14 protein-coding genes are annotated in these 15,301 nt (G+C 63.8%); 11 read left to right on the plus strand and 3 right to left on the minus strand.

Features of this window, described 5'->3' with window-relative positions; translation table 11 throughout:
* Window positions 1–6 precede the first annotated feature (6 nt).
* Window positions 7–708 carry a tRNA (guanosine(46)-N(7))-methyltransferase TrmB gene (locus tag ASD44_RS00830; RefSeq protein WP_056107488.1) on the plus strand — a complete coding sequence of 234 codons (702 nt, stop codon included), beginning with the start codon at window positions 7–9 and terminating at the stop codon, window positions 706–708.
* Window positions 709–776: 68 nt separating this feature from the next.
* Here ASD44_RS00830 and ASD44_RS00835 read toward each other — a convergent pair whose 3' ends face one another.
* Complete coding sequence (locus ASD44_RS00835; RefSeq protein ID WP_056107492.1) at window positions 777–962, minus strand: hypothetical protein; 186 nt, start codon at window positions 960–962, stop codon at window positions 777–779.
* Between the two features lie 286 nt (window positions 963–1,248).
* Between ASD44_RS00835 and rimP the strand changes: the two genes are divergently transcribed.
* From rimP to corA, 7 genes are all read left to right on the plus strand, one after another.
* The gene (gene rimP, locus ASD44_RS00840) at window positions 1,249–1,860 is read left to right on the plus strand and encodes a ribosome maturation factor RimP (RefSeq protein WP_056107495.1); all 612 of its coding nucleotides are present in this window, start codon (window positions 1,249–1,251) and stop codon (window positions 1,858–1,860) included.
* 46 nt (window positions 1,861–1,906) lie between these two features.
* Window positions 1,907–3,499: a transcription termination factor NusA gene (nusA, locus tag ASD44_RS00845; protein WP_056107498.1), complete on the plus strand. Its 1,593-nt coding sequence runs from the start codon at window positions 1,907–1,909 to the stop codon at window positions 3,497–3,499.
* Between the two features lie 29 nt (window positions 3,500–3,528).
* On the plus strand, window positions 3,529–4,179 hold the full coding sequence (locus ASD44_RS00850) for an RNA-binding protein (RefSeq protein WP_156459884.1): 651 nt from the start codon (window positions 3,529–3,531) through the stop codon (window positions 4,177–4,179).
* Window positions 4,176–6,764 carry a translation initiation factor IF-2 gene (gene infB, locus ASD44_RS00855; RefSeq protein WP_056107504.1) on the plus strand — a complete coding sequence of 863 codons (2,589 nt, stop codon included), beginning with the start codon at window positions 4,176–4,178 and terminating at the stop codon, window positions 6,762–6,764. Before ASD44_RS00850 ends, infB begins: the two co-directional genes overlap by 4 nt.
* A gap of 174 nt (window positions 6,765–6,938) precedes the next feature.
* Window positions 6,939–7,349, plus strand: a complete 411-nt coding sequence (gene rbfA / locus ASD44_RS00860; RefSeq protein WP_056107507.1) for a 30S ribosome-binding factor RbfA — start codon at window positions 6,939–6,941, stop codon at window positions 7,347–7,349.
* A complete protein-coding gene (truB, locus tag ASD44_RS00865) occupies window positions 7,349–8,305 on the plus strand; it encodes a tRNA pseudouridine(55) synthase TruB (protein ID WP_056107510.1) in 957 nt (318 codons plus the stop codon). Before rbfA ends, truB begins: the two co-directional genes overlap by 1 nt.
* A 42-nt stretch (window positions 8,306–8,347) precedes the next feature.
* Window positions 8,348–9,442 (plus strand): magnesium/cobalt transporter CorA, encoded by a 1,095-nt coding sequence (corA, locus tag ASD44_RS00870; RefSeq protein WP_056107514.1) that lies wholly within the window; start codon window positions 8,348–8,350, stop codon window positions 9,440–9,442.
* 141 nt (window positions 9,443–9,583) lie between these two features.
* Here the strand turns inward: corA and ASD44_RS00875 are convergent, their stop codons facing one another.
* Together ASD44_RS00875 and ASD44_RS00880 are read right to left on the minus strand one after the other, a co-directional pair.
* Window positions 9,584–10,372, minus strand: a complete 789-nt coding sequence (locus ASD44_RS00875) for a hypothetical protein (RefSeq protein WP_056206675.1) — start codon at window positions 10,370–10,372, stop codon at window positions 9,584–9,586.
* A 308-nt stretch (window positions 10,373–10,680) separates the two neighbouring features.
* Window positions 10,681–11,394 carry a hypothetical protein gene (locus ASD44_RS00880; protein ID WP_056107518.1) on the minus strand — a complete coding sequence of 238 codons (714 nt, stop codon included), beginning with the start codon at window positions 11,392–11,394 and terminating at the stop codon, window positions 10,681–10,683.
* Between the two features lie 164 nt (window positions 11,395–11,558).
* Here ASD44_RS00880 and ASD44_RS00885 point away from each other — a divergent pair, with 164 nt between their 5' ends.
* From ASD44_RS00885 to pnp, 3 genes are all read left to right on the plus strand, one after another.
* Window positions 11,559–12,362 (plus strand): hypothetical protein, encoded by an 804-nt coding sequence (locus ASD44_RS00885; RefSeq protein ID WP_156459730.1) that lies wholly within the window; start codon window positions 11,559–11,561, stop codon window positions 12,360–12,362.
* Window positions 12,363–12,407: 45 nt separating this feature from the next.
* A complete protein-coding gene (gene rpsO, locus ASD44_RS00890; RefSeq protein ID WP_274533098.1) occupies window positions 12,408–12,779 on the plus strand; it encodes a 30S ribosomal protein S15 in 372 nt (123 codons plus the stop codon).
* Between the two features lie 302 nt (window positions 12,780–13,081).
* The gene (gene pnp / locus ASD44_RS00895; RefSeq protein ID WP_056107525.1) at window positions 13,082–15,229 is read left to right on the plus strand and encodes a polyribonucleotide nucleotidyltransferase; all 2,148 of its coding nucleotides are present in this window, start codon (window positions 13,082–13,084) and stop codon (window positions 15,227–15,229) included.
* Window positions 15,230–15,301: the final 72 nt, after the last annotated feature.

The following is a 15,301-nucleotide window of genomic DNA, read 5'->3' on the forward strand; positions in this document are numbered from 1 at the left end:
CTGTCCATGAGTGACGGCGAGCGGCCGAAACGGTTGAGCGAGGCGTTTTTCGGCCGCCGCCACGGCAAGACCATCCGTTCCAGCCAGGCTGCCGCGCTGGAAAGCGGACTGGCTCGTTACCGCCTCGATCTGAGCGCCGAGGCGCCTTCCGATCTTCGCACCCTGTTCGCTGCGGATGTTTCAGCCGTTCGGCTCGAAATCGGTTTCGGCGGCGGTGAACATCTTCGTCACGAGGCTGCCCGTCATGCCGGCACCGGCTTCATCGGCGTCGAGCCTTTCGTCAACGGCATGGCCAAGATGATGGCTGCGGTCCAGCCGACGCCGCTTGCGAATTTGAGGGTGTATGACGACGACGCGGCGCGGCTGCTGGACTGGCTGCCATCAGCTTCGCTGGACGGCATCGACCTGCTTTATCCCGATCCGTGGCCGAAGAAGAAGCACTGGAAACGGCGGTTCGTCGGCAAGGCCAATCTCGACCGATTCGCGCGCGTGCTGAAGCCCGGCGGCGTTTTCCGCTTCGCGTCCGATATCGATACCTATGTGAACTGGACCCTGCTGCATTGTCGCGCGCATGGCGCTCTCGAATGGCAGGCAGGAGGAGCGCGGGACTGGCACACGCCTTATGAAGGCTGGCCGGGCACGCGCTACGAGGCCAAGGCCATCCGCGAAGGCAGGCCGCCAGCCTATCTCACTTTCGTCCGAAAGTGAGACCGTCGGAAACGGGCGCCTTGCCGCCGGCCGGGCGGCTGGCGGCAAATCACGCCCAGGCCGTTGGACTAGAAGCGGCGGATGTTGTCGAACGCCACCGGCTCGATGCCGAGATTGGTAAGGTCGCGGGCATTCGGCTTGCGACCGGACTCTACTGCGCGGGCAACCGCCACGGCGCTACCGAAGGTGGTCAGCATTCTGGAGATCGGGTTGCGCTTGGTCATGATCAGGCCTTTCTTGATGGTGCGATGCAATTTGAATTGCTGCGTTGCAACATAGATAGGTGATCGATCTCGATTGTGGCAGGTGGCTTTGCGCATGAGCCCTGTGCGCTGGACGCAGGGCTTGTCGCGCGGCCGGCTGTCCGGGTGACGGATGCAGGCTTGACACCCCGTCTTGAAACATATGACCGGATCGTCTATATCGGGTTCAAATTCTTGGTCGGTATGACGAAGAGTGGGTCCACCCGGTCCCGCTCTTTTTTGTTACCTGCCGCCCGCAAGACCATCGGGAGATGAAACCATAGTGACGGCAGACGAGATGATGGGCGACGACCGCATCGTCCGCGAGAGCGGCATCGATGCGCGCATCGCGCAGATCGTTCAGCCGGTGCTGCGCGGCATCGGCTTCCGGCTGGTCCGGGTGAGGCTGTCGGGCCAGAACGGCCTGACCCTGCAGATCATGGCCGAACGCGAAGACGGCACCATGGATGTCGAAGGCTGCGAGGAAGTCAGCCGCGCCGTTTCGCCGGCGCTCGATGTCGACGACCCGATCGAGAAGGCCTATCATCTGGAAGTCTCGTCGCCTGGCATAGACCGGCCGCTGGTGCGCAAGTCCGATTTCGCCGGCTGGATCGGCCACCAGATCAAGATGGAAACCTCGATCCTGGTGGCGGAGCGCAAGCGCTTCAAGGGCAAGATCGCCGAGGCTGACGAAGACGGCGTCCTGATCGAGCGCGAGGCCGCCTATGGCGAGGAGCCGACGGTGCGCGTGCCGTATGAAACGATTGCCGAGGCCCGTCTGATCCTGACCGACGACCTGGTGCGGGACGCGCTGTCGAAGGACAACCGCGCCCGCAAGGAAGCAAAGAGACACCGTGGCGAGCCGGACGAAGAGTCCGCCGCCTCGGACGAAACCGAAAACGACAATTGATTGAACGGCTGCCGGGAGGCCGGCGGTTTGGTTCTGGGAGACGAAAATGGTTGTAAGCGCCAACAGGCTCGAACTGCTGCAGATCGCGGACGCGGTCGCACGCGAGAAGTCGATCGACAAGTCGATCGTCATCGCCGCCATGGCTGATGCGATCCAGAAGGCGGCGCGCTCGCGCTATGGCCAGGAGACCAACATCCGCGCCGACATCAACCCGAACACCGGCGAGATGAAGCTTCAGCGGCTGATGGAAGTGGTCGAGAGCGTCGAAGACTACGCCACGCAGATCGCGCTGTCGTCGGCACGCGAGCGCAACCCGGACGCGCAGGTCGGCGACTTCATCGCCGAGCAGCTGCCGCCGATGGATTTCGGCCGCATCGCGGCGCAGTCGGCCAAGCAGGTCATCGTCCAGAAGGTGCGCGAAGCCGAGCGCGACCGCCAGTATGACGAATACAAGGACCGCATCGGCGAGATCGTCAACGGCACGGTAAAGCGCGTCGAATATGGCAACGTCATCGTCGATCTCGGCCGCGGCGAGGCCATCATCCGCCGCGACGAGCTGATCCCGCGCGAGAACTACAAGTATGGCGACCGCGTGCGCGCCTATGTCTACGACGTGCGGCGCGAACAGCGCGGCCCGCAGATATTCCTGTCGCGCACGCATCCGCAGTTCATGGCCAAGCTGTTCACCATGGAAGTGCCGGAAATCTACGACGGTATCATCGAGATCAAGTCGGTGGCCCGCGACCCCGGTTCGCGCGCCAAGATCGCCGTCATCTCGCGTGACTCGTCCATCGATCCGGTCGGCGCCTGCGTCGGTATGCGCGGTTCGCGCGTCCAGGCCGTTGTCGGCGAGTTGCAGGGCGAGAAGATCGACATCATCCCGTGGTCGCCCTCGGCCGCATCCTTCATCGTCAATGCGTTGCAGCCGGCCGAAGTCGCCAAGGTGGTGCTCGACGAGGATGCCGAGCGCATCGAAGTCGTGGTGCCGGACGACCAGCTTTCGTTGGCCATCGGCCGCCGCGGCCAGAACGTGCGCCTTGCCTCGCAGCTGACCGGCTGGGACATCGACATCCTGACAGAAGAAGAAGAGTCGCAGCGCCGCCAGAAGGAATTCACCGAACGGTCGAACCTGTTCATGGAAGCGCTCGACGTCGACGAGATGGTCGGCCAGGTGCTGGCTTCGGAAGGCTTCACCTCTGTCGAGGAAGTGGCTTATGTGGATTCCGACGAGATTTCGTCGATCGACGGATTCGACGAGGACACGGCTTCCGAAATCCAGACGCGAGCCCGCGAATATCTGGAGAAGATCGAAGCCGAACACGATACCAAGCGTCAGAGCCTGGGTGTTCAGGACGAGCTGCGTGAGATTCCCGGCATCACCACCGCCATGATGGTCACCCTGGGCGAGGACGGCGTGAAGACAATCGAGGATTTCGCCGGCTATGCCGCCGACGATCTCACCGGCTGGAAGGAACGCAAGGACGGCGAGACCAAGGTATTCCCCGGCGTGCTCGCCGACCATGGCGTATCGAAGGCCGACGCCGAGCAGATGGTTCTGGCGGCGCGCCTCAAGGCCGGCTGGATCACCGAGGAAGAAGCCAAGGCCGAAACGGCCGAAGCCGAATCCGTCGGCGCGTGAGATGAGGCCCGGAGCGACACTTGGACGAGATGAACGATCGCACTTGCATCGTCACGAGGCAAAACGCCGAAACGGATGAGCTGATCCGTTTCGTCGTCGGCCCCGACTCGTCCGTCGTTCCCGACATCAAGCGAACTCTTCCCGGCCGTGGTTGCTGGGTGACTGCCGACCGCCTGCATATCGACAAGGCGGCGGCGAAGGGCCATTTCGCCCGCGCCTTCAGGAAGCAGGTAACGGTTTCTCCTGAGCTGGGCGCCATGGTCGATGCCTTGCTGGCGAGATCGGTGCTCGGCGCACTCGGTCTGGCGCGCAAGGCGGGTGCGATTGCGCTCGGCGCGGCCAAGGTGGACGGAGCCGTGCGGTCCGGCAAGGCGCTGCTCGTCATTCATGCCGTCGAGGCATCGGAGGACGGAGTCCGCAAGATCAGCCAGGCGCGGCGCGCGACAGTGCATCTCGGCGGCCCTGCAATACCTGCCTACAAACTTTTCTCCGAGGCCGAATTGAGTTTGGCATTGGGGGGCACAAATGTGATACATGCTGCCGTTCTCGCGGAAGACGCGGGCAAGGCGGTCCTGAAGCGCATGGTTGCGCTCGACCGATACCGGGGCGGTTCCCCGGATGATCTGGCAATGCTTGCGGCTGTTGCTGACGAAGATGATGCCGCAGAGGATATGGAATGAGCGATACGAAATCGGGCGATGACAAGACTTTGAGCGTTACGCCCAAGAAGACCTTGACCTTGAAGCGCCCGGGCCTCGAGCAGAGCACGGTGCGGCAGAATTTTTCGCATGGGCGCACGAAATCCGTCGTGGTCGAGACCAAGCGCAAGTTCGTCAAGCCTGGCGAGAAGCCGGAGGCCGCCGCCTCGGTCTTCACGCCGAAGCAGCCGGCCGTGACGGTTGCGCCGCCCGCGCCGGCGCCCGTTGCCGCGCCTGTCGTGCAGGAACAGCGTCCGCCGGTCGCGCCGCCCGCTGAACGCAGTGGCATGGTGCTGAACGAGCTTTCACGCGGCGAGATGGAAGCACGCCGCCGCGCGCTGGAAGGCTCGCAGGCCCGCGAAATCGAAGATCGCCAGCGCGCCCTTGAGGACGCCAAGCGCCGAGGTGACGAAGAAGAGCGCCGCCGTCGCGAACGCGAGGATTCCGCGCGCCGTCAGGCCGAGGAGGAAGCCCGCATTCAGGCCGAGGCCGAGTCGCGCCGCCGCGCCGAGGAGGAAGCCCGCCGCCGTGCGCCGCAGACCGCCGAAGCCGTCGCCGCCGAGGACGAGGAAGAAGGCAAGTCGCGCAACCGTGGCGCCGGGACGCCCGTGCGCCGTCTCGCCACGGCCGAGGTGCCAAAGCCCACCAAGCCGACCAAGGGCGAGGAAGATCGCCGCCGTGGCAAGTTGACCCTCAACAGCGCGCTGTCGTCGGAAGATGGCGATGCCCGGGCGCGTTCGCTGTCGGCGATGCGCCGGCGCCAGGAAAAGTTCAAGCGCGCGATGCACAATGAGCCGCGCGAGAAAGTCATGCGCGAAGTGACATTGCCGGAAACCATCACCATCCAGGAACTGGCGCAGCGCATGTCCGAGCGCGCCGTCGATGTGGTCAAGTTCTTCATGAAGCAGGGCCAGATCATGAAGCCGGGCGACGTCATCGACGCCGATACGGCTGAACTGGTGGCGACCGAATTCGGCCACACGGTCAAGCGCGTCGCCGAGTCCGACATCGAGGAAGGCCTGTTCAACATCGCCGATAGCGCGGAAGATCTCGTCTCGCGTCCGCCGGTGGTGACGATCATGGGTCACGTCGATCACGGCAAGACCTCGCTGCTCGACGCCATCCGCAACGCCAAGGTGGTTTCGGGCGAAGCCGGCGGCATCACCCAGCACATCGGCGCCTATCAGGTCGAGAAGAACGGCCAGAAGATCACCTTCATCGACACGCCTGGCCACGCCGCCTTCACGGCCATGCGTGCCCGTGGCGCGCAGGCCACCGATATCGCCATCCTGGTCGTCGCCGCCGACGACAGCGTGATGCCGCAGACGGTCGAATCCATCAACCACGCCAAGGCGGCAGGCGTGCCGATCATCGTGGCGATCAACAAGATCGACAAGCACGAGGCCGACCCGCAGAAGGTCCGCACCCAGCTCCTCCAGCACGAGGTGTTCGTGGAATCCATGGGCGGCGAAGTGCTCGATGTCGAAGTCTCCGCCAAGACCGGCGCCGGCCTCGACAAGCTGCTCGAGACCATCCTGCTGCAGGCGGAAGTTCTCGACCTCAAGGCCAATCCGGATCGGACCGCCGAAGGCGTCGTCATCGAGGCGCGTCTCGACAAGGGCCGCGGCCCGGTCGCCACGGTTCTGGTGCAGACCGGCACGCTGATGCCGGGCGAAATCCTCGTCGCCGGCAACGAATGGGGCCGCGTCCGCGCTCTGGTCAACGACCGTGGCGCACAGGTGAAGGAAGCGCCGCCGGCCATGCCGGTCGAGGTGCTCGGCCTGCAGGGGACGCCGCAGGCCGGCGACCGTTTCGCTGTCGTCAACAACGAAGCCCGCGCCCGCGAGATCACCGAATATCGTCAGCGTCTGGCCCGCGACAAGGCGGTGGCCAAGCATGTCGGCCAGCGCGGCTCGCTCGAGCAGATGATGTCGCAGTTGCAGACCAGCGGCCTCAAGGAGTTCCCGCTGATCATCAAGGGCGACGTGCAGGGTTCTATCGAAGCCATCGAAGCGGCGTTGGAAAAGCTCGGCACCGATGAGGTGCGGGCGCGCATCGTCCATTCGGGCGCCGGCGCCATCACCGAGAGCGATGTGACGCTGGCCGAAACGTCCGGCGCCGCCATCATCGGCTTCAACGTTCGTGCCAATTCACAGGCACGGACCGCCGCCGAACAGTCAGGCATCGAAATCCGCTACTACAACATCATCTACAACCTGGTGGATGACGTTAAGGCGGCGATGTCGGGCCTGCTGTCGCCGGAGCGGCGCGAAACCTTCATCGGCAATGCCGAAATCCTCGAAGTATTCAACATCACCAAGACCGGCAAGGTCGCCGGTTGCCGTGTCACCGAGGGCAAGGTCGAGCGTGGCGCCGGCGTTCGCCTGATCCGCGACAACGTCGTCATCCACGAAGGCACGCTGAAGACGCTGAAGCGCTTCAAGGATGAGGTTCCGGAAGTCCCGGTCGGCCAGGAATGCGGCATGGCCTTCCAGAATTACGAAGCCATCCAGGCCGGCGACATCATCGAGTGCTTCCGCGTCGAGATGGTGACGCGGACGCTGTAACAGGCGTTCCTTCACCGGCGGTTTTCCGCCGGTGAACCGACCTTGGATTGCCTCGGCGGTTCCGAAACCGGCCTGCTTCGGCGGGAAAGTCCCCGCAGGCTATAGCCAAGTCGGCTTAACAGCGCTAAGTGCCGCCTTGCACGGTTCGAACCCGTACGAAGAAAAGAGATTTCCATGCCCAGATCGACCACGGCTGGCCCATCCCAGCGCATGCTGCGCGTTGGCGAGCAGGTGCGCCACGCCCTGTCTGAAACGCTGCAGCGCGGCGAGATTCTCGATCCGCTGATCGAGAATTCCGTCGTGTCGGTGTCGGAAGTGCGCATGTCGCCCGACCTCAAGATCGCCACGGCCTTCGTTTCGCCGCTCGGCGCGCCGGATGCGGGCGCGGTGGTTGAGGCGCTCAACAAACATTCCAAGTTCGTGCGCGGGCGGGTCTCCGGCGCGCTTCGGCAGATGAAGTACATGCCGGAATTCCGCTTCAGGCTCGACACCAGCTACGACAATTTCCAGAAGATCAACGATCTGCTGCACTCGCCCGAGGTGGCGCGGGATTTGGAAGGCAAGGACGGCGAGGACAAGGGCTGATGGGCCGCCGCGGCAAGAAGAAGGGCAGGCCGATCTCCGGCTGGCTGATCCTCGACAAGCCGGTCGGCATGGGCTCGACCGACGCCGTCGCCAAGGTCAAGTGGCTGTTCCAGGCCGAGAAGGCGGGACACGCCGGCACGCTCGACCCGCTGGCGTCCGGCATGCTGCCGATTGCGCTGGGCGAGGCGACCAAGACCGTCCCCTATGTTCAGGATGGCGCCAAGATCTATCGCTTCACCGTCGCCTGGGGCGAGGAGCGCTCGACCGACGACCTCGAAGGTCCCGTGACGAAAAGCTCCGACGCGCGGCCCTCGGAAGCGGATGTCCGCGCCCTGCTGCCGAAATACACCGGCGTCATCATGCAGACGCCGCCGCAGTTCTCGGCCATCAAGATCGCAGGCGAACGCGCCTACGATCTGGCGCGCGGCGGCGGAACGGTCGACATTCCGGCGCGGGAAATCGAGATCGGACGCCTCGATATCGTCGAACATGCCGCCGACCGGACCCTGTTCGAGATCGAGTGCGGCAAGGGCACCTATGTGCGCTCGCTCGCCCGCGACATGGGCCGCGACCTCGGCTGCTTCGGCCATATAGCGGAGTTGCGCCGGACCGAAGTCGATCCCTTCACCGCCGAGGACTTCGTCACCATCGCCGAACTCGAGGCCTGTTTGCCGCCGCCGCCGGCGGACGATGCGCCGGAGGTTCCGGCCAGCGTCCGCTTCACCGCGCTGGACGCATTCCTGGTCGACACGGTCGCCGCGCTTGACTGCCTGCCGCAGATCGCCATCAGCGATGACACGGCGGCGAAGATCCGGCTCGGCAATCCCGTCATCATCCGGGGACGCGACGCGCCGGTCGAAGCCGAGGAGGCCTGCGCCACAGTGCGCGGCCGGCTGGTGGCCATCGGCGCCATCGAGCAAGGCATGTTCAAGCCCAAACGGGTCTTTGCCGGGTGATCTCCGTCCACTAGAGTGCGGCGGCTCGCGTTGGGGGGCGGCATGGCGAAGAACGGTACCGAAAAGAAACGCGCGCGCATCAAGACGCGCCGCTCGCCCGTCGGCGCTTCGCCCGGCACGTTGATCGCCGATCCGGCGGCGCGCCGCAGCGAACTCCGGCTGACCCTCATCGCCAGCGACCGCTGCCAGGAGATCGCCAACGCCAGCCTGGACGAGCTCAACGCCGCGCGGGGCGAATGGCCGGTGGTGTGGCTGGATTGCGTCGGGCTCGCCAACATCCAGCTGATCGAACAGATCGGCAGGATCTTCGGCCTGCATCCGCTGGCGCTGGAGGATGTCGTCAACACCGGCCAGCGCTCCAAGGTCGATTTCTTCGACGACCATGCCTTCCTCGTCGTCAGCATGATCGACGACCCGGCCACCAACCGCTTCGAGCAGATATCGCTTTTCGTCGGCGAGGGATTCGTCGTCACCTTCCAGGAGCGGGAGGGCGATCCCTTCGGTCCCGTGCGCAAGCGCATCGAGGCGTCGGTGCCGAACCGGCTGCGCAACAAGGGCGCGGACTACCTCGCCTATGCCCTGACCGACGCCATCGTCGACAGCTTCTTTCCGCTGGTCGAGACCTCAAGCGATCTGCTCGACACGATCGAGGACCAGATGCTGAACCATCCCCACAAGCATCAGGTGCGGCTTCTGCACGATCAGCGGCGGCAGTCCGGGCTGATGCAGCGCACGCTTTGGGCGCTGCGCGACGCCTTGGCCGGCCTGCTGCGCAGCGACGTCGGCTACATACGCCCCGAGACGAAGGTGTATCTCAACGACACGCTCGACCATGTCATCCGGCTGATCGAACTGGTCGATACGCAGCGCGACATGACCACCGGCCTCATCGAGATGCATCTGTCGCTCAGCCAGGCGCGCACCAACGACATCATCTCCGTGCTGACCATCGTGTCGGCCATCTTCATCCCGCTGACCTTTCTGGTCGGCGTCTGGGGCATGAACTTCGACCCGGACGCCTCGCCCTGGAACATGCCGGAACTGCGCGCCTATTACGGCTATCCGGCGGCGCTGGTCTTCATGGCCACGGTGGCGGTGGGGCTGGTGGCCTTCTTCAAATGGAAGAAATGGCTTTAGGCCCGCGCCGGCTCCCCTCCGCCTTGCGGGAGTCCGAAGGACGGGCGAGACCCGTGGCTCACCCCGGCAAGGTCAGGGGCGGGGGTGCATCAGGAAATCCCGCAGGGGTTTGCCGGTCCGAATACCGGCTCGGCCCGCCCCTCACGACGTGTCGGCGCGCTGCTCAAGCGCCCACCAGCCGAGCGCGTGGGCCTGCGCCAGCACCGACTGCACCGCGCCGCCGGCCAGCGAACTGCCGGGCGGACGGCCGGGCCTGAGCGGCCAGCGAAACCGCATCCTGTCTTGCGCGCCCACGGCGACGCCGATCCTGTCTTGTGCGCCTGCGGCGACGTGGCTCTGCCCGGCTTCGAAAGCCGCCCGCCGCGCCTGCCAGCGGGCGAAGCGCAGCGCCTGGCCCGGCAGATCGTCCAGCGCGCGGCTGACCGCCGCAAGCCGCAGCCTCAGCCGCGTGGCGTCGAGAAGGTCGCCGGGCGCGGCCGGCAAGGCAAGCGCCGGCCTCGGCTGCGTCGAGCCGACAATCCAAAGGCGCGGAACGGCCGCCTGCGCCACCCGCGCGCGGCGGAACGGATATGTCGGCGGATCGAGGAGCGGCAGGGCGAGCCGCGACAAAGCAGGGCGGACCGCCGGTTGCAGCGGCATTCGCGGCATGAACTGACGTCGCCGCCGCGCGCCAGCCTTTTGCAGTGAAGCAGGGATGCTTTCACGCGCCTGCGCAGCCAGCGCGATCGTCTCCTTTTCGCGCATCTGCGGCGTCGCGGCCATTGCGATGATCAGCCGCCGCGTGGCCGACTCCGCCGGGCGCAGCAGCCGCAACACGGCGCGATGCAGATGGCGCGGCAGCGCGCCGTTGCCGGCGGCCATGGCGACAAGCGAGACGACGATGCGCCTCAACGCCACCACGTTCCACGCAATCCCCGCCTGTGCATCCATTCCGCCGCTCCTTTCGCGTGGCGGCATGATCGCATGGAGGGGAGGGTGGTGGATAAAAGGAGAGGACTTTGTGTCAGGCTGCCTTCTCGCAAGAGGGCAACCGCATATGGCAGTGCACCCCCACCCCTAACCCCTCCCCATACGGGGGAGGGAGACTTCGCGCCAGCGCTATAGCCGTCAGCGTTGGTGATGTTTGGCGAAACGTTGATGTCGGCGTCTCCCTCCCCCTTGTGGGGAGGGGACAGGGGTGGGGGTGCTGGCAGAGATTTTGCAAATACCAAAGACAGTCGCCGCGTCGGAACACGTCCTCAAAATGGAACCTCTTCGTCCATTTCGCGGGTCGCTTCTGGGCCACCAATCTGCTTGCGCGGTTTTTCGATCTGGTTGATGTCCTCGGAAGGAGGCAACTGGGCCTGTTCAGGCTCGTCCTCCTTGGCAGCACCCATAACATCTTTGATGCGCTTCAGAAGCTCGTTGATGGGTTTCAGAGCATCGGTTCCCTTGTTGGCCACGTGAGCCACGGCAAGGAAGGCCAGCAAGGCGTTATCGAAGCGGGTACGGATACGGTCTACATCGGCTTCGAAGGCGTTGAGCTTAGCAAAGAGGGAGTTCTTTTTGCGGATGTCGAGGTTAGCCCTTTCCAAAAGCTGTCGGATTTCACCAACGAGGCTGTGGATGCGGTTCTTGTCGTCAAGGGATAGCTGGACGGAATAGACATTGACAGTGCGCGAATGCCGGATTCGCGCCTGGAGGACGATGCTTTTGACCGCTAGGTCGAAACGAGCGTGCTCACCGTAGGTGTCATCGTACTCTGGCAGCGTCCACTGGCTGATTGCGAGGATGCCGAGTTCACGGGCAGCGCCGATGATACTATTCATGTGACTTATAAGGAAACGGCGGGTGTCCTCGTTCTCCATCCCCTTGGCGTCGGTCTCAAGGATTGTGTCGAAATGCTCCACCAACTGTATGAAAGCTAGCATGGGGTCTTCATGCAAAGCTGTGTAGTTGAAAGTGTCCTTCATTCATCCCTCCAGCGCCGGAAAAGAGATAGATAACGAAGTGAGAATCTACAATGCTGGCTGCAAGTAGCGAGTCATGGCAGGTGGTACAGTAGTCTTATGAACAAAAAGCCGATTATTCACGGGCCATCGCTATAGCTGGTATTGGGAACGGGGAGAAAATGAGGATGGACGGACTTCCAACTATTATCATTGGGTTGACCGCCCATCGGCAGGTCAACGTCGAAGATATTGGCCGAATCCTTATTGATCTTCAGTCAGATTATAAGCGCCTATATGGCCAATCGCTCGTGCTGCGGCACATAGAAACGGGCTCGGCGTGGCTCTTTCTGCAAGAGGCTTTGATTTGGGTGGCCGGCAAAGCTGTGGCTGCTGGAGACTTGGCACAGGCAGCTAGCAGAATGCTCGATTTCGGCAAAAAGGTCCAAGAGACTGTCGCGCGAAAGCAGGGCAAACTGCCAGTGGCGAATATCACGGGCTACGACGAGAACGAAAAACTAAAATTCCTCGACCGCGCTATCAAAACGATGGCCAAAGCCGGTGGCGGGTTCGAATACATCGAGGAAGTTGACGGAAGCACGAACAACCGGCGAACAGTTGTCCGTTTAACTCCCCCTGAAACCAAGGAAATTGAGAAAAGCGAGATCAAGAGAAAGAAGGCCCAACGCAAGGATTGGTATAAATTGCCCCAATCAGAACGCGGCGGGCCTCACCCGATTGGAAGTATGGCTGTTTCGCCGGAAGTTATGCGTTCGGTTGGGGAGCGGCTGGATGCCTTGCAGTCATCCGCATCGCCTCACGATATCCAGTTCGTTGTCGAAACCGTTGCGGAACTCCTAAATAATTGGGGCGCGACTCATCTGCTGGAGCACTTTGCGCAGTCGATGGAACTCAAGGACAGGCATGATATCGCAGTCCTTATCCGGCGCCACATTCCACCGCAAAACCGTATACCCATTACAACGGAGTAGGCGCCCCCCAAACCCCCACTAGCCTTTCCTCCCAAATTCCACTATATCCGCCGCAGATCGTGCCTCTGCGCGGTCCACACCGGCCCCCGCTGGACGACATCCCGGCCGTGGGCGTCCCGTTTCCTCCCTTCAGAAAGGAAAAGCACGATGTCGATTACTGCCGAACGCAAGATGGAATTGATGGGCGAATTTGCCACCGTCAAGGGCGACACCGGGTCGCCCGAGGTGCAGGTCGCCATCCTTTCGGAGCGTATCAAGAACCTGACCGAGCACTTCAAGGACCACAAGAAGGATAACCATTCCCGCCGTGGTCTGCTCGCCCTCGTCTCCCAGCGCCGCAGCCTGCTTGATTATCTCAAGCGCAAGGATGATGCGCGCTACCAGACGCTGATCGACAAGCTCGGCCTGCGTCGCTGACGAAACCGTCCGGCGGGTCCTCGCTTCGAGGATCCGCCGGACGCGCATTCGGGGCCCGTTCACGCGGGACCCAGACCATGCCGGCGCATCCCGCCGGCAAACCGGTTCGCCAGCAGAGGGCTGTGCGAACCGCCCATGGACGGTCATGGGGCAGGATTGCAGGACGCTCGACCCGGCGCATCGTCGCCGCCAACGCCGAGCCTCCCGTTGTCTTGCCCGTGGCTGCCCGCAAAAAGGAAGCCAGGAACGGGCGTCGCGCATTGGAAAATTGCGCGGCCCTTTCCGCATAGGAAGGACAAGACATGTTCAACGAACACAAAGTGGAAATCGAATGGGCTGGGCGTCCGCTCATCCTCGAGACCGGCAAGATCGCCCGCCAGGCCGACGGCGCCGTGCTGGCCACCTATGGCGAGACCGTGGTGCTGGCCACCGTCGTCTCGGCCAAGGAGCCGAAGCCGGGCTTCGACTTCTTCCCGCTGACCGTCAACTACCAGGAAAAGACCTACGCCGCCGGCAAGATTCCGGGCGGCTATTTCAAGCGTGAAGGCCGTCCGAGCGAGAAGGAGACGCTGGTCTCGCGCCTCATCGACCGCCCGATCCGCCCGCTCTTCGCCGACGGCTACAAGAACGACACGCAGGTCGTCGTCACCGTCGTGCAGCATGACCTCGAAAACGATCCGGACATCCTGTCGATCGTCGCCACGAGCGCCGCGCTGACGCTGTCCGGCGTGCCCTTCATGGGCCCGATCGGCGGCGCCCGCGTCGGCTACATCAACGGCGAATACGTGCTCAACCCGCATGTCGACGAGATGCAGGAATCGAAGCTCGACCTCGTCGTCGCCGGCACCTCGGAAGCCGTGCTGATGGTCGAGTCGGAAGCGAAGGAACTGGGCGAGGAGCTAATGCTCGGCGCCGTCATGTTCGGCCACAAGGGCTTCCAGCCGGTGATCGACGCGATCATCAAGCTGGCCGAGGTCGCCGCCAAGGAGCCGCGCGATTTCACCTCGCCGGACTATTCGAAGCTCGAGGGCGAGATGCTCAAGATCGTCGAAGGCGAGCTGCGCGACGCCTACAAGATCACCGACAAGCAGCAGCGCTACGCCGCCGTCGACGCGGTCAAGGCCAAGGTCAAGGCTGCGTTCGCAGCACCGGAGGGCGAGGAAGCCGAATACTCTTCCGAGCAGGTCGGCGCGGTGTTCAAGGAGCTGCAGGCCAAGATCGTCCGCTGGAACATCCTCGACACCTCCTCGCGCATCGACGGCCGCGATCTCAAGACCGTGCGCAAGATCGTCTCGGAAGTCGGCATCCTGCCGCGCACCCACGGTTCGGCGCTGTTCACCCGCGGCGAGACGCAGGCGATTGTCGTCGCCACGCTCGGCACCGGCGAGGACGAGCAGTATGTCGACAGCCTGACCGGCATGTACAAGGAGAAGTTCCTTCTCCATTACAACTTCCCTCCCTATTCGGTCGGTGAAACCGGCCGCATGGGTTCGCCGGGCCGCCGCGAGATCGGCCACGGCAAGCTGGCCTGGCGCGCCATCCGCCCGATGCTGCCGTCCGCCGAGCAGTTCCCCTACACGCTGCGCGTCGTCTCGGAGATCACCGAGTCCAACGGTTCGTCCTCGATGGCCACCGTCTGCGGCACCTCGCTGGCGCTGATGGATGCCGGCGTTCCGCTGGCCAAGCCCGTCGCCGGCATCGCCATGGGCCTGATCAAGGAAGGCGAGCGCTACGCCGTGCTGTCCGACATTCTCGGCGACGAGGATCACCTCGGCGACATGGACTTCAAGGTCGCCGGCACGGCTGGCGGCATCACCTCGCTGCAGATGGACATCAAGATCGACGGCATCACCGAAGAGATCATGAAGGTCGCGCTCGGCCAGGCCAAGGACGGCCGCCTGCACATCCTCGGCGAGATGGCGAACGCGATTTCCGAGGGCCGTCAGGAACTCGGCGAGTTCGCGCCGCGCATCGAGGTCATGCACATCCCGACCGACAAGATCCGCGACGTCATCGGCTCGGGTGGCAAGGTCATCCGCGAAATCGTCGAAAAGACCGGCGCCAAGATCAACATCGAGGACGACGGCACGGTCAAGATCGCTTCCTCCAACGCCAAGGAGATCGAGGCGGCGAAGAAGTGGATCCACACGATCGTGGCCGAGCCGGAAGTCGGCGAGATCTACGAGGGCACGGTCGTCAAGACCGCCGACTTCGGCGCGTTCGTCAACTTCTTCGGTCCGCGCGACGGCCTCGTCCACATCTCGCAGCTCGCCGGCGAGCGCGTCCAGAAGACCACCGACGTGGTCAAGGAAGGCCAGAAGGTCTGGGTCAAGCTGATGGGCTTCGACGAGCGCGGCAAGGTCCGCCTGTCGATGAAGGTCGTCGACCAGGAGACCGGCAAGGAGATCGCCCGCGACAAGAAGCAGGACGGCGAAGAAGACGCCGCCTGATGAGCGCTTACCCGCCCCCTTGTGGGGAGGGTCGCGAACGTAGTGAGCGGGGTGGGGGTGGCAGCAACCCCC

It is taken from the genome of Mesorhizobium sp. Root554 (genome assembly GCF_001427025.1).
In the GTDB taxonomy this organism is placed as follows: Bacteria; Pseudomonadota; Alphaproteobacteria; order Rhizobiales; family Rhizobiaceae; genus Mesorhizobium.